The organism is Acidimicrobiales bacterium, from assembly GCA_035531755.1.
GTDB lineage: Bacteria > Actinomycetota > Acidimicrobiia > Acidimicrobiales > UBA8190 > DATKSK01.
The window spans coordinates 1-20,906 of the sequence record DATKSK010000061.1 but is presented as its reverse complement, the minus strand read 5'-3'; the positions used below and the strand labels follow the sequence as shown (position 1 = coordinate 20,906).

Here is a 20,906-nt window from a genome sequence, read left to right as displayed (position 1 = left end):
CTACCCGGGGGCCCTGCGGTCCCGGTTCAGCTCAGGATGTTGACCGCCCGCGAGATGACGAGGGCCACCGTCAGGAGCGACGCCAGCGACTGCACCATCATCAGGATCTTCGCCCACGACGTGAGCGGCATCGTGTCGGTGGGGCTGAAGGCCGTGGCATTGGTGAACGACACGTAGAGGTAGTCGAGGAACGTCGGTCCCCAGTCCGGCACGGTCGCCGAGGGCGCCGTCATCTGCGGGAAGAGGAAGTCGGGTTGCCGACGGCTCACGCGGAGCCTGGCCGCCGGGCCGCCGCGGTCGAGCTCCCAGTACCACAACCCGAACACCAGGACGTTGGTGAGCCACACCGGGGCGGACGCGTAGATGAGGGCGCGCCCGCCGGGTGCCCCGTGCCGGTGCACCGCGAGGAGCTCGTGGACGAGCTGGCCCAGCGACACCACGTTGGCCAGGTTCACGAAGGCGATGAGCACGATGGCGAACGAGCGCAGGCGGATCGACTCGCGTGGCATCCGGCGGGGGCTGGCGACGAGGAGCGCCACGCCGAGGACACCTTCGAGCGTCGGGACGAGCCACCGGGGCCCGAGGCCGGCGATGAGCCGCTTGGGGAGCACGACGTACAGGGCGATCGACCCCGCCACGGCGAGCGACGCCGGCCAGCGAGGCTCACTACGCGCCTGCTCCCCCCATTCCGCCTCCTCCTGGCGCACCTCGGCGTCTTCCTGGCGCACCTCGGCCGCGTCCCGGCGCGCTCGGGCGGCGGTGCCCGCGTCGTCCTCGGCCCGGGCGGCATGGTCCGAGCCCCGGGTGCCCGGTTCCCCGTCACCCCGGCCCCTGCCCCCCGGAGGAGGGCTGTCCTGTGCGGCCACCGGGGCCACCGTAGCGACCCGGTCACGCGACCGCCGTGACCCCGCGGGTGACCCCCGTCACACCGGGTGGAAACCGGGCGAACACCGGGTGAACACCGGAACACCCTCGTCCGTATCCTTGGTGTCAGACCCCACCCGGCCCTTTCCGCCGGCCCCACCGAGGGAGCAACGTCGATGACCCAGCACGCGGACGTCACCACCGACACCCCGCACCGAGCGGGCCGGGCGGCGGCCCGAATCCCGGCCGCGGCCCGGGGGGGAGCCGCCGCAGGCGCCCTGGCCGCGCTCGCCCTCGTCCTCGCCGCCTGCGGGTCGTCGGCGAGCTCGAGCGCCACCACCTCGCCGAGCGCCAACCGCGGAGCGGGCGCCACCACCACCGGTGGGTCCACCACCACCGCCACCGTGAAGACGGCGTCCACCAGCCAGGGAACCGTCCTGGTGAACAGCAGCGGCATGGCGCTGTACACCTACGGCCCCGACCACGGGGCCGCCCAGAGCACGTGCACCGGGACGTGCATCCAGGCGTGGCCGCCGTTGACGGTGCCCGCCGGCACGACACCCACCCCCGGCGCCGGCGTGACCGGCACACTCGGCACGTCCAGGCAGTCCAACGGGTCGCAGCAGGTGACCTACAACGGCAACCTGCTCTACACGTTCCTCTCCGACCCCTCCCCCGGCCAGGTGACGGGGAACGGCGTCGGCGGGTTCTCGGTCGCCAAGGTGGCGGTGGGGTCGTCCAGCGGCTCGGCCACGACAGCCTCGTCGGGCGGGCCCGCGTCCACGACGACGACCACCTCGAGTGGGTACAGGTATTGAGCCCGAGCCCCTCGCCCCGTCGCGCCGCGGGGCGGCCGCCGTGCTGACGCCGGGTCGCGCCTCCGCCGACCCCGTGCCGGGACGCGGCGGGCGCGGACGCGGGCGAGCGGGGGCGGCCCCGGGGTCGGCTCCGGAGTCGGCAGCGTCGGAGGTGACCGAGTCGGAGGCCGTGTCAGAGGCCGCCGACGAGGCCGGCCTGCGCGCCGCCTTCCTGACCCACGGCGGAGAGCTCTACGGGTACGCGCGGCGGTCGCTCAGTGACGCGACGGCCGCCGAGGACGTCGTGCAGGAGACGTTCATCCGCGCCTGGCGGGCGCGGGACCGGTTCGACACCACCCTGGGGACGCTGCGGACGTGGCTCTTCACCATCGCCCGGCGGGTCGTCATCGACCACGCCCGGTGGCGCGCCGTGCGCCAGGCCCACCCCCTCAGCGCCGACATCGCCCTGGCCGACGACGGGATCGACGTGGCGATGGTGGGATGGCAGGTCGAGGAAGCCATCCGCAGGCTCCGGCCCGAGCACCGCCAGGTGCTGGTGGAGACGTACTACCGGGGCCGGTCAGGGCGCGAGGTCGCCGAAGACCTCGGCATCCCGGAGGGCACGGTCCGAAGCCGCCTCTTCTACGCGCTGCGGTCACTGCGGCTCACGCTCGAGGAGATGGGGTGGGACCGGTGATCGCCGACGGCTGCGAGCACCACCGCGGGCTCATCGCCATGGACGTGGTGGGCAGGCTCTCGGTCGACGAGCGGCTCGCGCTCAGCGCCCACACCGACGGGTGCCCGGCGTGCCGCGACGAACGGCGCGACCTCACCGTGCTCTCGCTGGTCCTCCCGACCGCGGACCCGGACCACTTCGACGAGCAGGAACTCCCGTTCGGCCTGCGCACCGCCGTGCTCGACCGGCTGCGCGACGACAGCCGGTCGGACCGGCACCGCCGCCGGTCCCGCATCGTGCTCGGGTCTGCTGCCGCCGCACTGGTGGCCGTCGTCGCAGTGGTGGCCGCGGTGGCCTGGCCTTCGGGGTCGGTGACGCGGACCGTGGCGCTCCAGGGCCGTCCCCGCGTCCACGCCGTCGTGCGCCTGACGGCGGAGCCGTGGGGCACGGCGATGGAGCTGTGGGAGTCGGGGCAGCCGCAGGGCGAGGTCCTGTCGGTCGCCATGCAGACCGTGTCGGGCTCGTGGTGGCAGACCGGCACCTACCGCACGGCAGGCGCGTCGGTCCGGGTGACGATGGCCTGCGCCCTGCAGCTGTCCGAGATCAAGAGCGTCTGGATCCGGGACCACGCCGGGAATGTGGTGATGCACGGCTACCTGGACCCCCACACCGACGGAGACCTGTCGCAGGCGACCGGCGCGCCCGGCGCGACCGCGGCGACGGCCCCGAGCGGCGCCCGCGTCAGTTGACCTGCCGCTCCTGGCCCTCCCAGTAGCGGCGCCGCAGCTCACGCTTGAGCGGCTTGAACGCGCCCGACAGCGGGAGCGGCCCGTCGCTGAACTCCACGCTCTTGGGGACCTTGAAGTTGGTCAGGAACTTGCGGGCGTGCTCGATGAGCTCCTCACCCGACGCCTTCATGTCCTCCCGGAGCACCACGATGGCGTGGACGGCCTCCCCCCACGCGTCGCTGGGGATCCCGATGACGGCGACGTCCTGCACCGCCGGGTGCATGGCCAGGGCGTTCTCGACCTCGGTGGAGTACACGTTCTCGCCGCCCGTGACGATCATGTCCTTCACGCGGTCGGTGAGGTGGAGCAGTCCCTCGCCGTCGACGAACCCGACGTCACCCGTGCGGTACCAGCCGTCGCGGAACGCCGCCGCGGTCTCCTCGGGTTTGCCCCAGTACTCGCGCATGAGGTTGCCGCCCCGGGCGCACACCTCGCCGGGCTGGTTGGGGGCGACCACGTTCCCGAACGAGTCGGTGATCCGCAGCTCCACGCCGAACAGCGGCGCGCCGGCCGCGCCCAGGCACTCCTTGCCCCGCCGGTGATCGGCCGGGCCGAGCATGGTGAGCACCGACGCGGCCTCGGTCATGCCGTAGCCCTGGTAGAAGTCGGTGTCGGGGAGCATGTCGAGCCAGCGCTCGAGCAGCGGCGCCGCGATCGGGGCGGCGCCGTAGACGAGCTGGCGGAGCCCCCGCAGGCGCTTGGGCGAGAACCCGGGGTGCTTCTCGAGCATCGAGAGCATGACGGGGACCATCATGGTCGTGTCGATCTTCTGTTCCTCGATCGTCGCCAGTACGAGCTCGGGGTCGAAGAGCGGGATCGACACCGAGGTGGCCCCGCTGGCGGGGATCCCCACCACGCCGGCGACCACGGCCGCATGGAACATCGGGGACTGGAACAGAAAGCGCCTGGTCTCTTCGAGCCCGATCTGCAGCCCCACGTGGTACACGTTCAGGACCTCGGCGCGCTGGTCGAGCACGGCCCCCTTGGGGAGCCCGGTGGTCCCGCCCGTGTACATCAGCACCGCGGGGTCGTCCTCGGCGGGCTCGGGCGGCATCGTGGGCGCGGCCGCGGCGAGCAGGTCCTCGTAGGAGATGGTGTCGTCGTCGCGCCCGGTGACACCGTCGTCGGGCGTGCCCCCGATGATGACGATCTTCTCGATCTTGACGCCCTCCTCGTCCCGGGCCCGGTCAACCAGGCCGACGAAGACGGGGTCGGTGAACACCACCGTGGTGCCCGAGTCCTGGAGCACGTACGCCAGTTCCGCCACGCTGAAGCGGATGTTCAGGGGATTGATGATCCCGGCCCCGAACAGCGCGGCGTGGTAGAGCTCGATGAACTCGTGGCCGTTCATGGCCAACACCGCGAACCGGTCACCGCGGCCCACGCCCAGCTCACCACCCAGTGCGCCGGCGAGGCGCTGCACCCGCTCGACGTGCATGGCGAACGTGCCTTCGTAGACGGTGCCGTTCCTGGTGACGTCCACGAAACCCACCTTGTCGGCGAACCGCTCGGCACGCGGCAGCAGGAAGCGCGGGTAGACGAGCTCTTTCGTGGAACCACGCGTCTTCATAGGACCGACCCCCCAGGCGGCGCGGCCCGCCGAGCTCCGTCATTGGCCGCGGCACTGCGCTTCGCCTGCTCGACGTGCCTCGTCGCGCTCCCACCGCGCGGACGCGCCGGCGACACGCCGAGGGACTCCGGCGCCGGGCGCCGGCTGTGCCCGCCGGTGGCGGCCGACACCAGCTCGGCGAACGAACGGTCGACCCCCGCGGCGAGGACCGCCACGTCCCGGCACCGCTCCCGGTCCGCGAGGATCCCGACGGTGAGCTGCCCGTCGTAGGTGAAGACGGCGACGCCGACGCTCAGGTTCCCGGCCAGAGGGACCACGGGGAACACCTCGAGCATGCGCGCCCCCATGGCGTAGAGCGGGAACTGCGGGCCCGGCACGTTGGTCACGACGAGATTGCACAGGCGCTGGTGGTGCACGAGCGGCGTGAGCGTGGCCAGCAGGCGGGTGGGCATCGGGTCGAGCAGGCCGAGCAGCGCCTCGCCCACGAGTGCCTGGTGTCTCGCCTTGCGGACACCGACGGCGTCCGCCACCGACCGCAGCCTGGCCACGGGGTCCTCCGCGCCGAGCGGGAGCGGCACGAGCAGCGCGGACACCCGGTTCCCGAGCCGGCGGTCACCGTGATGATCGGCGCCCACGGGCACCAGGGCGCGCAGCGACCGCCCGCCGGTGGACTCCCCGCGCCCGGCCAGCAGCACCCGGAGCCCGCCGGTGACGGCGGCCAGCACGACGTCGTTGAGGGTCACGCCGAACCGCTCCTCCACGATCCTCAGGGAGCCCAGGTCCCGGCGCACCACGGCGAAGCGCCGACCCCGGGTCACCGGGACGTTGATCGACGACGTCGGGGCGATGGTGCGCGGCGAGGCCAGGGTGCCGAGCCCTTCGAGCAGCTCGGTCCCGCCTCGACCGGCGGCGGCGGGGTCGACGATGGCACCGAGGGCCCGCGTGCCGGCGCGCACCGCCGCGGTGCCCCGGTGGGCGAGGTCACGGGCCACGGCGGCCGCCCCCGTCGGCCCGGGGCGGGGGTGCCACGGCCGTGCCGGGTGGTGCTCGGCCGGGCGACGCTCCAGGTCGAGCAGCACCGTCGCCAGCTCCACGCTGGCCATGCCGTCCGCCATGGCGTGGTGCAGCTTCTCGACGAGCGCGACCCGGCCACCCGCGAGGCCCTCCACGAACCACATCTCCCAGAGCGGGCGGGCCCGGTCCAGGGGCACGGCCATGAGCTCGGCGCACAGGTCGGTGAGGTCGGCGTCCGAGCCCGGTGCGGGCACGGCCACGTGGCGGACGTGGAACCCGATGTCGAACCCGGCGTCGTCCACCCACACCGGGGCCGTCCCGCCGCCCGCGGGGAAGCGGACCCGTCGGCGCAGCGCCGGCACGAGGTGCAGACGCGAGGCGATCTCGTCGCGGATGGCACCGATCCGCAGCACCCCGTGCCGGTCGCGCAGGGGGCCGCCCTCGAAGATCGCCACGGAACCGAGGTGCATGGGGGTCGCCGGCGACTCGAGGTAGAGGAAGAACGCGTCGAGCGGCGCCAGCGGCTCGTAGGGGGCCATCATGCGCTGGCCCGGGTCACGCGCCCGGCGAGGCCGAGAACCTCGTCGAAGCCGTCCTGCAGGCACCGGGTCATCACGGACGGGTCGCGCACGGCGGCGGCGTCGAGATTGACTCCGACACAGGCCCGTCCCGCCGGCGTGACGAGCGCGACGTTGAGCGCGGCACCCGACGGCGGCGCGAAGGCGTAGAAGTGCTCGATGCGCGCCCCCGCGAGGTAGGTCTCGAACCGGGGGCCCGGGACGTTGGTGGCGACGAAGTCGTCGCCCTTCAGCAGCGAACCCCACACCCGGCTCACCAGCGGGGGTGGCAGCCGGTCGAGGCCGGCGGCCAGCACGTCGCTGACGGCGAGGCCGGGAGCGTTCTTCCACGACGCGGTGATCTCGCGCACGCGACCCAGGCGCTCAGCCGGATCTGCGCACGCCGGCAGGACGAACCGCGCCGGGACGAAGTGGTTGCCGGTGGCCTCGTGACCGCCGGTGCGCACGCTCACCGGCATGAGCACCCGCAACGCTTCGACGGGCCGGCCGTGCGCCTCGTGGTACCGGCGCAGACCGCCCAGGACGCCGGTGACGAACACGTCGTTCATCGTGCTGTGCGTGGCCGCCCCGGCCTCGTGCAGCCGGCGGGGGTCGAGGTCGAGGACCTCGAAGCGCCGGGCGATGCCGCGCTCCGACAGCAGTGCCGACATCGGACGGCGCGCCGGGGCGAGGAGGCGGGCGACGGACCGAGCCCCCGCCCGTGCCCGGGCGGCCTGCTCGACGGGGCGGGCGGCCGTGCGGGCGGCCAGGCCGAGGAGCTGACGGCTCGCCGACGCCGCCTGTGCCCAGCCGGCCCGCAGCACACCCGCCGCCGACGCCGACGGCGATGCGGGCCCGGCGGGCGGCGCGGGCCCGCCGGGCCCGGCGGGCGTCTCCGGCCGGTCGGACGGGCGCGCCCCGCGGTGGCGGTCGAGGAGCCGCATGGCCACGCCGATCCCGCCCACGCCGTCCACGACGGCGTGATGCAGCTTGATCACCATGGCGGCCTGCCCGGCGTCGAGCCCCTCGACCACGACCGCCTCCCACAACGGCAGGGCGGGGTCGAAGCTCACGGTGCCCATGACCTGGGCCAGGTCGAGCACGGTGCGCAGCGTGGCCGGTGGCGGCGCCACCATCCGCCGGAGGTGGAGATCCACGTCGAAGCCCGGGTCGTCCACGAAGGCCGGCCGTCCCCACCCGAGCGGGGCGGGCTCCACCCGGGACCGCAGCCGCGGCTCGGCCTGGGTCAGGCCCTCCATCCGGGCTCGCACCTCCCCGAAGCGCGGGGACCGGTCGAGCACCAGGACGGCGACGATCGTGGTGCGCAGGACCGGATCACGCCCGATCGTCCACAGCAGGGCGTCACTGTCACTCATCGTCTCGGTGACGGTCCTCGTCGAGCTGGCCATTGGGCTCTCCCGCTCCCTACGCTCCGATCGTGCGGCCGGGTCGGAGACGGGGCTAGTGCCGGAAGTCCCGAACCCGGGCCACGGCGGTCCCCCGGGCCCTCCGGCCTCGGCGCCTCCGACGGCAGCGCCTCCCACGGCGGCGCCACCCACGGCGGCGCCACCCACGGCGGCGCCACCCACGGCGGCGACGGTGGCGGACCTCCTGCACGCCCGGGCCGACGACGACCGGCCCGGTCTCCTCTTCGGCGACGCGCGCTGGACGTGGCGCCAGGTCGTGGACGAGAGCTCCCGGAGGGCGGCCTTGGCGGCGGGGATGCGCGGGCCCGGGCCGTTCCACATCGGGGTCCTCCTCGACAACGTCCCCGAGTACCTCTTCTGGCTCGGCGCCGCGGCGCTCGCCGGAGCCGTCGTGGTGGGCATCAACCCCACACGCCGGGGGGAGGAGCTCGCCCGGGACATCCGGTTCACCGACTGCGGGCTCCTCGTCACCGACGAAGCCGGCGCGGGCGTGCTGGCCGGACTCGACCTGGGTGTCGCCCCGGGATCGGTCCTGCGTGTCGACGGCGACGAGTACGGCGCCCGCCTGGCGGCGCGGGCGGCGGCGGATGCGACGCCCGCCGCCCCGGGCGTGGACGGGTGGGCCGCGCCCTCGCCCGACGACCTGCTCCTGCTGCTCTTCACCTCGGGGACCACCGGCGATCCCAAGGCGGTGCGCTGCACCCAGGGACGCCTGGCCGCCATCGCGGGGCGCGCCGCCACGGCGTACGGCTTCGAGCGCGACGAGGTCTGCTACTGCCCGATGCCGCTGTTCCACGGCAACGCCGTCATGGCCCTGTGGGCCCCGGCGCTGGCGGTGGGGGCGTCGGTGGCGCTGGCGGGGCGCTTCAGCGCCTCCCGGTTCATCGACGACATCCGCCGGTTCGGCGCCACGCGGTTCACCTACGTGGGCAAGGCGCTCGCCTACGTCCTGGCCACGCCCGAGCGGCCCGACGACGCCGAGAACACCCTCCGGCAGGGGTTCGGCACGGAGGCCTCGGCCCCCGACCGCGCCATCTTCGAGCGTCGCTTCGGGTGCGCGCTCGTCGAAGGGTACGGATCGAGCGAGGGGGGCGCCGCCATCAACGTCACGCCCGACACCCCCCCGGGCTCGCTCGGCCTCCCCCTGCCGACCGACGACGTGGCCGTGCTCGACCCCCGGACCATGGCTGAATGCCCCCGGGCGCGCTTCGACGACGCCGGACGGCTGGACAACGCCGGCGTCGCCATCGGCGAGATCGTGAACCGCAGCGGTGGGCGCGGCTTCGAGGGGTATCACCACAACGCCGAGGGCGACGCCGAACGCCTGCGCAACGACTGGTACTGGACCGGCGACCTCGGCTACCGCGACGAGCGGGGGTTCTTCTACTTCGCGGGACGGCGCGGCGACTGGTTGCGGGTGGACTCGGAGAACTTCGCCGCGGCGCCGGTCGAGCGGATCGTGGAGCGCCACCCCGACGTGGCCGCCGCCGCGGTCTACGCCGTGCCCGACGCCCGTTCGGGCGACGAGGTGATGGTGGCGCTCGAGATGCGCCCCGGCAGCCGGTTCGACCCCGACTCCTTCGCCGATTTCCTGGCGTCGCAGGCCGACCTCGGCACCAAGTGGTCGCCGCGCTTCGTCCGGCTGTCGCCCGGCCTCCCTCTGACCGCCACGGGCAAGATCACGAAGACGTCGTTGGCGGACGAGGGCTGGCGGTGCACGGACCCGGTGTTCTGGAGCCCGGGACGCGGCCCGCTGCACTACCGGCCGTTGTCGGACGAGGACCGCGACGCCCTGCGCGCCGAGTTCGAGCGGCACGGCCGCGCCCACCTCCTCGACGCCGCCACGAGCCGGTGACGGGGCGGCGCCCCGCGGTGCCCGCTCTCGACGGGGGGTCCCCGACGTGCTCTGATCACGACCGGAGAACACCAGAAAGGCACAACGCATGAGTGTGATGAAGCGGCTGTCCGGGATCCTCCAGGCCAAGGCCAACAAGGCCCTCGACAAGGCCGAGAACCCCGCCGACATGCTCGACCTCTCCTACGAGAAGCAGGTCGAGAACCTGCAGAAGGTGCGCCGCGCCCTGGCCGACGTCGCCACCGCCCGCAAGCGCCTGGAGCTCCAGGCCTCCCAGCTCCAGGCCCAGGCACAGAAGCTGCAGGACCAGGCCAAGCAGGCGCTGGGGCAGGGCCAGGAGGACCTGGCCCGCGAGGCGCTCGCCCGACGGGCGACCCTGGCCGAGCAGCTCGAGAGCCTCGGCACCCAGCACCAGCAGGTCGAGACCCAGCAGCAGCAGCTCGAGACCACCGCCACCCGCCTGCAGACCCAGGTCGACGCCTTCCGGACGAAGAAGGAGACCCTGAAGGCCAGCTACACCGCATCCAAGGCCCAGGCCAGCATCGGGGAGGCGGTGTCGGGCATCTCCGAGTCGATGACCGACGCCGGCATGACGCTCGACCGGGCCCAGGACAAGATCGCCCAGATGCAGGCGAGAGCCGGGGCCATCGACGAGCTCCTCGACACCGGGGCGCTCCCCGACGCCCTCGGGGGCGGTGGGGACGACATCCAGAAGCAGCTCGACGCCACGTCGAGGGCAGGCCAGGTGGACGCCGAGCTCGCCGCCTTGAAGGCGCAGGTCGGCGCAGGAGCCGAGAGCCCGGGCCTTGCCGCCGGCACCGCCCCCGGAACCGACACGGCGCCCGGCGGCGATGCGTCGGGCGAAGGAGGGAACGCCTGATGATCGTCCGCATCCTCGGCGAGGCGCGCTACGACGTGCCGGAGGCAGACCTGCCGGCCATCGAGCAACTCGACGCCCAACTGGTCGACGCCCTCGAGCGCGGGGACGAGGCCGAGTTCTCCGGGACCCTCGCGGACCTCATCGGCCAGGTCCGGCACACCGGGACGCTCGTCGCCGCCGACGACGTCCGCACCTCCGAGCTGGTCGTGCCGCACGAGGGCTCGACCCTGGCGGAGGTGCGCGACCTCCTGGCCCAGGGGGCCTGAGGCGTCGCTCAGCCGGCGCCCTTGTGGGCCGTCACCATCAGGTCGACGAGCTCGGAGCGCTCGCTCTCGTCGAGGGCGCCGTACGCACGGGCGAGGACACGGTCGGTGGAGTGCTCGGCCTGCTCCCACTGGGCGCGCCGCTCGTCGACGTCGGGGTAGGGCTCGGGCCACCCGAAGAGCCCGGCCATGAACGGGGTCTTGACGAGCACCGCCTCGAGCGGCTGGAGGCCCGACGCCACGATGGCGGCGCCGTGGATGGCACCCCGCAACTCGCGCAGCACGTTGAGGCGGTGCAGGGCCAGCGCCTTGGGCTCGGCCGGCTCGGGGAGCACCCGCCATGCCGCGAAGAGCGGTGCGGCCGACGGCGAGGCGGCGTCGAGGACCCGCGCCGTCAGCGCCGCCAGGCGTGCGTAGTCCACCTCGTCCGCCAAGTGTGCCTGCGCCCACGTCCGCAGGCACCCCGCGAACTCGCCCGCCGCCTCGCCACGCGCCATCACCGGCGCGGTCCGGTCCCACGCCTCCACGACCGACGTCGGGTTGAAGAAGACGAAGGCGGCGGCGACCACCGACCCGTGGACGTCCCCGAGCGCGCCGCCGCGGCCCGCGGTGTAGAAGTCGATTCCGTCGAACCCGAGCTCGGCGCCCCGGGCGTAGGTGGCGCCGTCGAGCATGAAGCCGGCGGGCAGATAGACGACGGCGTCCGTGGTGGCGCGGGCGGCCTCTTCGGCGTTCATGGTCTCGCTCCCCTGTCGTGCGGTGCTGTCCGCTGCGGTGCTGTCCGCTGCGGTGCGGGACGCTACCAGCGACATGCGCCGCTACCCTCGCGACCATGCATGACGCCGACCGCGCCGGGGACCTGCGGTGAAGGTCCGCATCGGCATCGGCACGGGCACCGCGGCCATGTCCGGCGACGTGCTCGGCGCGCTCGTGGAGGACCTCGAGGAGGTCGGGTTCGACTCGCTGTGGTGGTCCGACGTCCTCACCGTCCCCGGTGACGACCCGTTGGCGGCCATGGCGTTCGCGGCGGGCCGGGTGGCCCGCCTGAAGATCGGGACCACCCTGGTCCTCCCGGGGCGCAATCCCGTGCGCCTGGCCAAGCAGCTCGCCACCCTCGACCGCCTGTCCGGCGGCCGGCTCCTCGTGACCTTCGTCCTGGGACTCCGCCTGCCGGCCGAGCTCGACGCCATGGGGGTGCGCGCCGGCGACCGGGGCCGCGCCGTCGACGAGGCCCTCCCCCTGCTGCGACGGCTGTGGACCGAGGACCGCGTCGAGCACGAGGGCGCCACCTGGGCCCTGCACGGTGTCACCGTCGAGCCCAAGCCGTTCCAGGTCCCCCTGGACGTGTGGCTCGGCGGCACCGCCCCCGGGGCGCTCCGACGCGCCGGTGCCCTCGCCGACGGGTGGCTGCCCGCACTGTGCACCCCCGACGAGGCCGCCGCCGGTCGCCGGGCCGTCGAGGAGGCGGCCGACGCCGCCGGCAGGCGCATCGACCCCGAGCACTTCGGCGTGAGCATCGGCTACACGAGGGGGAACCCCCCGGCCGAGCTCGTCCGCCGCGTCGCCGCCCGACGGGGCGCCGGCAGGACCGACGGACCGTCGTCGGCGGGCGGGACGCCCACCGACGTGGCGGTGCGCGACCTCGTGCCCAACGGGCTCGACGAGCTCCGGGGCCTGATCGAGCGGTTCGTCGACGTGGGGTTCTCCAAGTTCGTGGTGCGCCCCGTCGTGGCGCCGCCGTCCTGGCGCCACGAGCTCGAGGACCTCGCCCGAGGTCTGCTCGACCTGCAGACCTGACCGGCGCGGGGCCGTGGCATGCTGCTGTCCGCCTGGACGACGGCGGATGGCCGCCTGGACGATGGAGGAGCAGTGGGCAAGGCACGTGCAGAGATCGACATCGACCGCCCCGCCGACGCGGTGTGGGCCGTCGTGGGTGACTTCGGCGGGATCGCCGGCTGGATGCCGGGGGTCGAGTCGTGCCAACTGGACGGCGACGACCGCGTGATCAAGATGATGGGCATGGAGGTCATCGAGCGGCTCGAGCGGCGCGACGACGATGATCGGGTGCTCGTCTACGGCATCGCCGGCGGCGTGCCCGTCGGCAACCACCGGGCGACCATCGCGGTCAGCGGTGCAGGCGCCACGTCCCACGTGACCTGGGACGTGGAGGTCGAGCCCGACGAGATGACCGACATGATGCACCAGGTGTACCAGCAGAGCCTGCAGGCGCTGAAGGACCACCTGTCCGCGACGTGACGTGACTCGCCGCTACGAATTCGAGGCGTCGGCACGCACGTCCGCGCCCGTGGACGTGGTCTGGCCGCTGGTGGGCGAGGTGGCGCGCTGGAAGGAATGGGCGTGGATGACACGCACGTCCCTCCTGCGCGAGGGTGACCCGCCCCCCGACGGGGTCGGGGCGCTGCGGCGTTTCGCCGTCGGCCCCGGCGGCAGCCAGGAGGAGGTCGTGGCGTGGGACCCGCCGCGCCATCTCGGCTACGTCGCCGTGCGCGGGCTCCCGGTGCGCTACTACCGCGCCGACGTGCACCTCGACGACGACGGGGGCGGCACGCTCGTGACATGGCGCTGCGAGCTCGAGCCGCTGGTCCCGGGGACGGGCCCGGCCCTTCGCTTCGCACTCCGGCGCATGGTGCGGGGCTTCGCCGTGCGCGTCTGCCGGTACGCGGAGCGCGGCGCCACGGGCAGCGCCTGAGGCTCGGGGCGGCGGCCGGTGACGGGGGCGGCGCCCCCGAGCGGGCTCAGGTCACGCCGTCGGGAAGGTCGGGCGGTGCGGGGTCCGGATAGCGCGGGGCCATCTCCTCGAGCGTGGCGAGGAGCACCTGGCTGACCGCCCAGTTCCGGTACCACTTGTGGTCGGCGGGGATGACGTACCACGGCGCCACGTCCGTCGAGGTCTTCTCGATCGCCTCGGTATAGGCCCGCTGGTAGGCGTCCCAGTGTCCGCGCTCGAGGAAGTCGGCGGCGCGGGCCTTCCAGCGCTTGTCCGGCCGCTCCAGGCGGTCCCGGAGCCGCCGACCCTGCTCCTCGAAGGAGACGTGCAGGAAGAACTTCACCGTGGTGGTGCCGCCGCGCGCGAGCAACCGCTCGAAGGCGTTGATCTCGTCGTAGCGGGCCCGCCACACCTTCTCCGGCGCGAGGCCGTGCACCCGCACCACGAGCACGTCCTCGTAGTGCGACCGGTTGAAGATGGCGATCTCGCCCGCGGCGGGCGTGCGCCGGTGGACACGCCACAGGAAATCGTGGGCCTGCTCCTCCGGGGTGGGTTGCTTGAACGATGCCACGTTGGTGCCCTGGGGGTTCACACCCCGGAAGACGTGCTTGATCGTGCCGTCCTTCCCCGACGCGTCGAGGCCCTGCAGCACCACCAGCACCGAGTGCGTCGACTCGGCCCACAGACGGTCCTGGATCCCGAAGAGCTCCTCGTGCAGCGGAAGCGTGGCCTGCTCGGTCGCGGTCTTGTCGCCGGGAGCGCCGGCGACAGACGCCGGGTCGCGCCGGTCGAGGCGCACGGTCTCCCCGGGGCGCACCCGCCACTGGTCGACGGCGCGCACCTGCTATTGCATATCCTCTGGGTGACGCACGACGACCACGGGGCACGACGCGTGCGACGCGCAGTGCTCGCTCACCGACCCGAGCAGCATGCCCATGAAGGCGCCGTGGCCGCGGCTGCCCACGACGAGCATCTCCGCGCCCTCCGCCTGCTCGGTGAGCACCGGCGCGGGGTGGCCCTCCACCACCGTCAGGCGCACGGGGACCGACGGCTCGGGCCCCAACACGGCGTTGACCGTCTCCTCGAGCGCGGCGCGGGTGTCGCCCTCGGGGTCGAATGCAGGCGGGTAGGGAGGGGCCCAGCCGAAGGTCGTGGGGTACTCCCAGGTGGTCACCACGTTGAGCTCGGCGCCGGTGCGTTGCGCCTGCCCGGCGGCCCATTTCAGGGCCCGGCGCGAGGGCTCGGACCCGTCCACGCCCACGACGATCGTCGGTGTCCGGCCTGCACTGTCCATGGATCCTCCGTCCGCATTCTGCCGTGGTCGGTCCCATCATGCCGGAGCCGCACGCGCGGCGCGGCGCCACGCGCCGTCAGGCCCCGAGCTGTCCCCGCAGGTCGTCGAGGTCACGCCGGAGCCCGTCGATCTCGGCCCGCAGGCGTTCCACCTCCCACCGGAGTCGCTCGACGTCGGCTCGAAGACCGCCGGGGAACGTCCCCGCCGCCGGCCCGTCTTCGCCCCGAACGGCGGTCGTGGCGTCATCGCCCACGTCGGGGCCCCCGCCCGAGGGCGCGGCCCCGCCGGCCCCGTCGCCCGCGGCGCCCGGCGTCGCCGCGGCAGCGGGGCGACTCCCAGGCTCGGCGGTGCCGCCCAGCAGCTGCGCGTAGCGGTCCTCCTTCTGGCCCGCAACCCGCGCCAGGCGAGCGACCAGGGGCTCGGCGCGGCCGGCCAGGGCGGCGAGCTCGGCCTCGACCTCGCGCAGGTCGGCGAACGGGACCATGCGCTCGGTCCGCCCGCGCAGCTCCCCCGGGGTCTGCGGGCCTCGGAGCATGAGGACCGCCAACAGCGCCAGCGGCCGGTCGCCGAGACCGAGGGCCTCGTCGAGGGCGTGGCGGAAGCGCAGGGCCGATCGGCCGTGCGCAGGGTGCACGAACCCGGCGAGCCCCTTGGTCTTGGCCCTGGTGACGGCGGCTTCGACGGTCGGCTCGTCGTACGCCACGACCGGGTCGCGGTTGGAGGCCTGGTTGCACGCCGACGCCAGCGCGTTCAAGGTGAGCGGGTACTGCTGGGGTGTGGTGAGCTGCTTCTCGACCAAGCACCCGAGCACCCGGATCTCCTCGGCCGAGACGTCCATCGCGCCGAGCATACGGGCCGGGCGCGGAATAGCCGGTGGCCGCCCACGGTTGTCCTGCACGGCCGGACGAGGATCGGAGGCGCGGTGGAGGTCAAGGAGCTCGGGCACCTGGTGCTGTACGTGCGGAACCTGGCGCGGTCGGCGACGTTCTACCGCGACGTGCTCGGGTGGCGGCAGCTGGCGCCCACCGTGGAGCTCGGCTTCCCCGCCGCGGCCTTCTCCGCGCCCGCCAACCGGACGCACCACGAGCTGTTGCTCATCGAGGTCGGCGAGGACGCCCAGGCCCTCCCGCCCGGGCGGCGGCTCGGGCTGTACCACTTCGGCCTGAAGGTCGGGGACTCCGACGACGAGCTGCGCGAGGCGCTGCGGTCGGTCGAAGCCGCCGGCGTCACCGTCGTCGGCACCAGCGACCACGCCGTGACCCACAGCCTGTACATCAAAGACCCCGACGGCAACGAGATCGAGCTCTACATCGACGTCCCCGGGGTCGACTGGCGGACCGACCCGACGTTGGTGTTCAGCCCCATCCGGCCGTTGGCGCTGTAGGCCGCGGACCTTCGCCGGGCCGGGCACCACGGGCCGTCGCCCCGACGACGCGGCGCTCGGATCCTTGACACCGGACCGCCGGACTGGTGGAGTCCTGACCAGCAGCCATGCTCCCCAGATCAGCCCGATCACCTCGAAACAGCCGAAGAACCCGAAGCGACCCTTTGACCGACGTGCACGAGGGCGCATCCGAGGGAGAACCCGCGGCAGTGGTGGTCACGGTCTTCCGCTCACGCCTGCGACCAGAGGCCGGCGCCGAGTACCACGACACGGCGGCCCGCATGCTCGACCTCGCCCGGGCGATGCCGGGATTCGTGGACTTCAAGACGTTCGAGGCGAGCGACGGCGAGCGCGTGTCGGTGATCACGTTCGCCACCCTGGAGGACCAGCACGCCTGGCGTGACCATCCGGAGCACCGCGCCGCCCAGCGGCTCGGGCGGCAGCGCTTCTACGCCTCGTACTCCATCTCGGTGGGCCAGGTGGTCGCCGAGCGGCACTTCCCCGACTGACGGGCCCTGCGGCCGGGTGGTGGCGGGGTGGTGGCCGGCGGCTCCTGTGAGGGACACCGGCACCGTGGACCCACCGCGGGCTGCGGTCCCCGGGTTGCATGGTCATCCCGGTGGGCCCGGGGTGGCGTCGAGAGGTGGGCGAGGAGTCACCGGGGACGCCGACGTCGCAGCGGTAGTGTGCTCCCGCCCGCTCCGACGCGCACCGGAGCCGGAAGGGGGACCATGAGACCGCACCCACGTCGCGTCCGGCCGGCGCGGTACCGGCTGGCGATCGGCGCCGCCCTCGGTGCCGCGGCGTTGGGCCTGGCCGCCTGCGGGGGCGGCACCACGCCGTCGGCGGCGGCGTCCTCCGGCACGAAGACGGTCGCCGCCGACGTCAACGCCACGGGCATCCCCGCGTTCTACAGCCCGCCGCGCCCGCTCCCGGCGGCGGCGCCCGGCACCATCATCCGCACCGAGAAGGTCACCGGCGTCCCCGGTGTCCCCGCCGGGGCGACGGTGTGGCGCGTGCTGTTCCACTCGCGCTCGATCTACGGCGACGACATCCCGGAGTCGGGCTACGTCGTCGTGCCCGGCGGCCCGGCGCCGGCGGGGGGCTTCCCGATCCTGTCGTGGGCCCACGGCACCACGGGGTTCACGGGGATCTGCGCCCCGTCGCTGTTCACGTCCCAGGGCGGGGTGGGGCCGTACCTCGTGCCCGGCCTGGCCAGCTACCTGCGCGCCGGATTCGTCGTCGCCGCCACCGACTACGAGGGCCTCGGCACCCCCGGCATCCACCCGTACCTCCTGGGCGCCAGCGAAGGACGCGGTGTGCTCGACGCGGCACGCGCCGCGCACCGCCTCCCGGGCACGCACACCTCGAGCACCGTCATCATCTACGGCCATTCACAGGGCGGCCACGCCGCACTGTTCGCCGGCGAGCTCGCCCCGACCTACGCGCCCGACCTGCACGTCGCCGGGGTGGTGGCCGCCGCCCCGGCCACCGAGCTGAGCACCATCGTGTCGGTGGTGGACACGTCGGTCGGCCAGGGGATCCTGGAATTCACGATCCCGGTGGCGTACACGTGGGCCCGGACCTACCGCGACCTCCCGCTGTCGGATCTGTTCACCCCGGCCGGCGAGCAGGTCGCCGCGTCGGTGGTGCCCCACGGCTGCCTCGACGCCACGGTGAACGCCATCTCCTCGCGGCACCTCACCGCCGGCGACGTCTTCCTGCCCGGCGCCGCCACCAATCCCGTGGTGCTGGCCCACGCCAAGCTGAACGACCCGGGGAGGGTCAAGAACCTCTCGCCCATGCTCGTCGTGCAGGGGACCGCCGACACCACCGTGCCCCCGGCACTCACCGACGGGTACGTCACCACGATGGCCTGCCCCATCGGCGACACGGTCGACTACCTCCACGTGCCGGGCGCGACCCACGGGACGGTGGTGAACGTGTCGGTGCCCGCCATCATCCGGTGGATGACGGACCGGCTGCACGGGAGCCCGGCCCCCTCGACCTGCGGCCGACCGGGCGACGTCGGCACCCTCACCCCGTAGCGCCCCCGTCACGGACCTCGGCGCGGGTCGAGGTCCCCCCGGTCGCCCACGAAGCGGTCGCCGTAGTGCTCGACGGCCGCCTCGAACTCGACCGACGCCGGGGGCTCCTGCCCCCGTCGCACGTCGTGCCCGGCCCGGATGGGGTCGAACCCGCCGCCAACGGGTCGCCCAGCACGAGGGCGGCGGCGCGGTCGCTCGACAGCTCCGCCATCCTCGACCACTCGAGCGGCGCGGCGGTGGCCGCCCGGTCGCCAGGGCAGGGGAACCCCGGGGGGCACCGCCGGGCACACCGTGCCCGGCGCGGCACCGAGGCGCCCGCTACGAGGCCTTGCGCCGCTTCGGCGCCCTGGGGACGCCGGCGAGAGCCGCCTCGAGCTCCTGACGCGACATCCTCGACCGCCCGGGCACGCCGAGGGCGGCCGCCCTGGCCTGCAGCTCGGCCTTGCTGAGGGTGGACAGGTCCCCGTCGACCCCCGGCGCCGCCGGTGGTGGCGGGGCGGCCGCCCGGGCCCGGCGCCGGGCCGGTGACGTGCCCTCGGTGCCGGCGGCGTCGGCCACGCGTTCTCCCGGCCGGTGCGAGCGGGCGGCCTCCACGCTCGCCTGCAGGGCCGCCATGAGATCGACGACCGGCGTCGGGGCGGCGGCAGGGCGCTCGGTGACGACCACCGTGCCCTGGCGCTTGTCGTCGATCAGCTGCTCGACGCGCTTGCGGTACTCGTCCTCGTAGACCGCCGGGTCCCAGGCGCTGCCCATCGACTCGATCAGCAGCTTGGCCGTGTTCATCTCGCGGGTGGTGAAGTCGAGGCCCGTGGGCAGGTTCGGGAGCTCGTTCACCGGGTCACGGATCTCGTCGGCGAAGTACATCGTCTCGAGCGTGAGCACCGACTCGGTGGGCCTGATCGCCACGAGGTGCTCCTTCGTGCGCAGGACCAGCGAGGCGATCGCCACCTTGTTCGTGGCCGCCATGGCCTCGCGCAGCAAGGCGTAGGGGCGCGCCGCCTGCTCGCCCTGGGGCCCCACGTAGTACGAGGACTTGAAGTAGATCGGGTCGATCTCCCCGAGGTCGACGAAGTCGGTGATCTCGATCGTGCGGGTACGGCCCGGCTCCACGGACTCGAGCTCCTCGGGCGTGACGATCACGTACTCGCCACCACCGAGGTCGTACCCCTTCACCACGTCTGCGAACTCCACCTCGTCGCCGGTGCGCTCGTTGACGCGCTTCTGCCGGATCCGGTCGGACGTCCCCGACTGGAACTGGTTGAAGTGAACGGTCTTGTCCTCGGTTGCGGTGAAGAGCCCGACCGGCACGTTGACGAGGCCGAAGCTCAGCGACCCCGTCCAGATCGCCCTGGGCATGGCGGCTCCTTTCGCCGGCGGGGTCCCACCAGTCAACCACGGGTCACGACCCCCTGACCAGGACTTACCCGGATCCACCACCCCGTTACACCCGGGGAGCACACTGGCCACAGGGTCCGACGGAGTGCTGACCAGGAGGTTCCCGGTGCCAGGCGCACAACCCGACGAAGTCGGCGAACAGCGGTCCACACGCTTCGCGCACGAGGCCCTGCACGGCCTCGCCGTGCTCGGGCCCGAGGATCACGCCGCGGGGAACCTCTCGCTTCCGCTCGGGCTGAGCCTGTGGATGCGTCGCGGCGGCCTCGACGTGCACGGTGCCCGTCACGCGCTGCTCAGCCTACGCGCTGCCCTTCTGGACGCGGCCGGGCTCGACGCGCGCACCGAGCCGATACCCCTCCAGGTCGCCGACCCGGTGGCGGCCGCCATCAGCGTGGCCGTGTACGTGGACGGCCTGCTCACCCGGGCCGCCGGCTCGGTGGGGACGACGCGCGTCGACATGGCGGAGCGCGCCGTGGGCCTCATGTCGACATGACTTCGCCGGCAAGGTGAGGTGAGAGCCGCACAATCCTGCGGACGCAGGGCGGTCTTCCCCGGGCGCGGCTCGCCCCGTTGCGGGACTGCACCTCCGTGTGGCGCCTGGGATCCAAGGCGCTGGGTGCGCGCCACCGGCATATCTACACCTTGCGTTCGGTCAGACCGGCAGTTCGGGAGTCCCTACTTCGTGCCGACGATGCAGCGGGCCACGCCCGGAATCCTTACCTTGCCGTCTTGTTCGTAGGTGCTGACCTTGGCGATGACGGCTTTCGCGATCCGCTCCCGCGCCGGTTCGTCGACCCGCTGAAGCGCCGCAACTGCGAGCGAGACGTGCTCGCTGATCATCTCCCAATACTGCGCTGGCGATCGCGTCACGAGTTCGACGTCGACGTTCCACTCGGCAACGTCGCGCAGCCCCGCGGCCTCGTACAGGGCACTGACATATCCCGGGGCAGCGCACCGGAACATGGTCGGCCCGTCCGGGTCGGGTGGCGCCAGCACCGCCTCCGCTGCGATTGCCTGCATGGCGATCGTCGTCCACGGGTTCTCCTCGGGCTTGATCCATACCGACGAGCAGAGACGTCCGCCCGGCTTGAGCACGCGCGCGAACTCGGCGGTCGCTTTGGCGACGTCGGGAAAGAACATGTATCCGAACCGCACCGAGATACTGTCGAATGTCGCGTCATCGAATGGCAGGTCGTCGGCGCTGCACACCTTGGTCTCAACATTGGTGATCCCTTGTGCGTTCGCTCGTCGCGTCGCGATATCGAGCATCTCAGCCGCAAGGTCGGTCAGAACGACGTGTCCCCTCGGCGCGAGCTTGGCGACGGTCAGCCCCGGCTCACCAGTGCCCGCGGCAATGTCGAGATGC

23 protein-coding genes are annotated in these 20,906 nt (G+C 73.5%); 13 read left to right on the top strand and 10 right to left on the bottom strand.

Annotated elements, in window-relative coordinates; translation table 11 throughout:
- Window positions 1-26: 26 nt before the first annotated feature.
- Entirely contained in the window at window positions 27-866 is an 840-nt protein-coding gene (locus VMV22_12415) for a hypothetical protein (protein ID HUY23130.1), read from the bottom strand.
- Window positions 867-1,040: 174 nt separating this feature from the next.
- Here VMV22_12415 and VMV22_12410 point away from each other — a divergent pair, with 174 nt between their 5' ends.
- The 3 genes from VMV22_12410 to VMV22_12400 all read left to right on the top strand — a co-directional run bounded on the left by VMV22_12410 (window position 1,041) and on the right by VMV22_12400 (window position 3,086).
- Window positions 1,041-1,682, top strand: coding sequence for a hypothetical protein (locus VMV22_12410; GenBank protein HUY23129.1), 642 nt, complete (start codon window positions 1,041-1,043; stop codon window positions 1,680-1,682).
- Window positions 1,683-1,833: 151 nt separating this feature from the next.
- Entirely contained in the window at window positions 1,834-2,358 is a 525-nt protein-coding gene (locus tag VMV22_12405) for a sigma-70 family RNA polymerase sigma factor (protein ID HUY23128.1), read from the top strand.
- Window positions 2,346-3,086, top strand: coding sequence for a hypothetical protein (locus VMV22_12400; protein ID HUY23127.1), 741 nt, complete (start codon window positions 2,346-2,348; stop codon window positions 3,084-3,086). Before VMV22_12405 ends, VMV22_12400 begins: the two co-directional genes overlap by 13 nt.
- On the opposite strand, the gene VMV22_12395 is transcribed toward VMV22_12400, so the two are convergent.
- From VMV22_12395 to VMV22_12385, 3 genes are read right to left on the bottom strand one after another with little or no spacing between them, the layout of a single operon-like run.
- Entirely contained in the window at window positions 3,079-4,695 is a 1,617-nt protein-coding gene (locus tag VMV22_12395; protein ID HUY23126.1) for an AMP-binding protein, read from the bottom strand. The genes VMV22_12400 and VMV22_12395 overlap by 8 nt on opposite strands.
- A complete protein-coding gene (locus VMV22_12390; protein HUY23125.1) occupies window positions 4,692-6,248 on the bottom strand; it encodes a wax ester/triacylglycerol synthase family O-acyltransferase in 1,557 nt (518 codons plus the stop codon). The genes VMV22_12395 and VMV22_12390 overlap by 4 nt, the downstream gene beginning before the upstream one ends.
- Entirely contained in the window at window positions 6,248-7,642 is a 1,395-nt protein-coding gene (locus VMV22_12385) for a wax ester/triacylglycerol synthase domain-containing protein (protein ID HUY23124.1), read from the bottom strand. The genes VMV22_12390 and VMV22_12385 overlap by 1 nt, the downstream gene beginning before the upstream one ends.
- 223 nt (window positions 7,643-7,865) lie before the next feature.
- Here VMV22_12385 and VMV22_12380 point away from each other — a divergent pair, with 223 nt between their 5' ends.
- From VMV22_12380 to VMV22_12370, 3 genes are all read left to right on the top strand, one after another.
- A complete protein-coding gene (locus VMV22_12380; protein ID HUY23123.1) occupies window positions 7,866-9,548 on the top strand; it encodes an AMP-binding protein in 1,683 nt (560 codons plus the stop codon).
- Window positions 9,549-9,636: 88 nt separating this feature from the next.
- Complete coding sequence (locus VMV22_12375) at window positions 9,637-10,428, top strand: PspA/IM30 family protein (protein HUY23122.1); 792 nt, start codon at window positions 9,637-9,639, stop codon at window positions 10,426-10,428.
- Complete coding sequence (locus VMV22_12370; GenBank protein HUY23121.1) at window positions 10,428-10,694, top strand: hypothetical protein; 267 nt, start codon at window positions 10,428-10,430, stop codon at window positions 10,692-10,694. The genes VMV22_12375 and VMV22_12370 overlap by 1 nt, the downstream gene beginning before the upstream one ends.
- Window positions 10,695-10,702: 8 nt before the next feature.
- Here the strand turns inward: VMV22_12370 and VMV22_12365 are convergent, their stop codons facing one another.
- Window positions 10,703-11,428, bottom strand: coding sequence for a hypothetical protein (locus VMV22_12365; protein HUY23120.1), 726 nt, complete (start codon window positions 11,426-11,428; stop codon window positions 10,703-10,705).
- A gap of 127 nt (window positions 11,429-11,555) precedes the next feature.
- Between VMV22_12365 and VMV22_12360 the strand changes: the two genes are divergently transcribed.
- From VMV22_12360 to VMV22_12350, 3 genes are all read left to right on the top strand, one after another.
- Window positions 11,556-12,488 (top strand): LLM class flavin-dependent oxidoreductase, encoded by a 933-nt coding sequence (locus VMV22_12360; protein HUY23119.1) that lies wholly within the window; start codon window positions 11,556-11,558, stop codon window positions 12,486-12,488.
- A gap of 72 nt (window positions 12,489-12,560) precedes the next feature.
- Window positions 12,561-12,947 (top strand): SRPBCC family protein, encoded by a 387-nt coding sequence (locus tag VMV22_12355; protein ID HUY23118.1) that lies wholly within the window; start codon window positions 12,561-12,563, stop codon window positions 12,945-12,947.
- 1 nt (window position 12,948) lies between these two features.
- On the top strand, window positions 12,949-13,401 hold the full coding sequence (locus VMV22_12350; protein ID HUY23117.1) for an SRPBCC family protein: 453 nt from the start codon (window positions 12,949-12,951) through the stop codon (window positions 13,399-13,401).
- Window positions 13,402-13,447: 46 nt separating this feature from the next.
- Here VMV22_12350 and VMV22_12345 read toward each other — a convergent pair whose 3' ends face one another.
- From VMV22_12345 to VMV22_12335, 3 genes are all read right to left on the bottom strand, one after another.
- Window positions 13,448-14,260 (bottom strand): PPK2 family polyphosphate kinase, encoded by an 813-nt coding sequence (locus tag VMV22_12345; GenBank protein ID HUY23116.1) that lies wholly within the window; start codon window positions 14,258-14,260, stop codon window positions 13,448-13,450.
- A gap of 3 nt (window positions 14,261-14,263) precedes the next feature.
- Window positions 14,264-14,713, bottom strand: a complete 450-nt coding sequence (locus tag VMV22_12340; protein ID HUY23115.1) for a universal stress protein — start codon at window positions 14,711-14,713, stop codon at window positions 14,264-14,266.
- 76 nt (window positions 14,714-14,789) lie between these two features.
- Window positions 14,790-15,551 carry a DUF480 domain-containing protein gene (locus VMV22_12335; protein HUY23114.1) on the bottom strand — a complete coding sequence of 254 codons (762 nt, stop codon included), beginning with the start codon at window positions 15,549-15,551 and terminating at the stop codon, window positions 14,790-14,792.
- Window positions 15,552-15,635: 84 nt separating this feature from the next.
- Here VMV22_12335 and VMV22_12330 point away from each other — a divergent pair, with 84 nt between their 5' ends.
- The 3 genes from VMV22_12330 to VMV22_12320 all read left to right on the top strand — a co-directional run bounded on the left by VMV22_12330 (window position 15,636) and on the right by VMV22_12320 (window position 18,145).
- Complete coding sequence (locus VMV22_12330) at window positions 15,636-16,097, top strand: VOC family protein (GenBank protein HUY23113.1); 462 nt, start codon at window positions 15,636-15,638, stop codon at window positions 16,095-16,097.
- A gap of 173 nt (window positions 16,098-16,270) precedes the next feature.
- The gene (locus tag VMV22_12325; protein ID HUY23112.1) at window positions 16,271-16,606 is read left to right on the top strand and encodes an antibiotic biosynthesis monooxygenase; all 336 of its coding nucleotides are present in this window, start codon (window positions 16,271-16,273) and stop codon (window positions 16,604-16,606) included.
- Window positions 16,607-16,828: 222 nt separating this feature from the next.
- Entirely contained in the window at window positions 16,829-18,145 is a 1,317-nt protein-coding gene (locus VMV22_12320; GenBank protein ID HUY23111.1) for a lipase family protein, read from the top strand.
- A gap of 318 nt (window positions 18,146-18,463) precedes the next feature.
- Here the strand turns inward: VMV22_12320 and VMV22_12315 are convergent, their stop codons facing one another.
- The gene (locus VMV22_12315; protein ID HUY23110.1) at window positions 18,464-19,501 is read right to left on the bottom strand and encodes a Ku protein; all 1,038 of its coding nucleotides are present in this window, start codon (window positions 19,499-19,501) and stop codon (window positions 18,464-18,466) included.
- A gap of 145 nt (window positions 19,502-19,646) precedes the next feature.
- Here VMV22_12315 and VMV22_12310 point away from each other — a divergent pair, with 145 nt between their 5' ends.
- Window positions 19,647-20,033 (top strand): hypothetical protein, encoded by a 387-nt coding sequence (locus VMV22_12310; protein HUY23109.1) that lies wholly within the window; start codon window positions 19,647-19,649, stop codon window positions 20,031-20,033.
- A gap of 182 nt (window positions 20,034-20,215) precedes the next feature.
- On the opposite strand, the gene VMV22_12305 is transcribed toward VMV22_12310, so the two are convergent.
- A partial coding sequence (locus VMV22_12305; GenBank protein ID HUY23108.1) for a class I SAM-dependent methyltransferase occupies window positions 20,216-20,906 on the bottom strand: 691 nt, incomplete at its 5' end.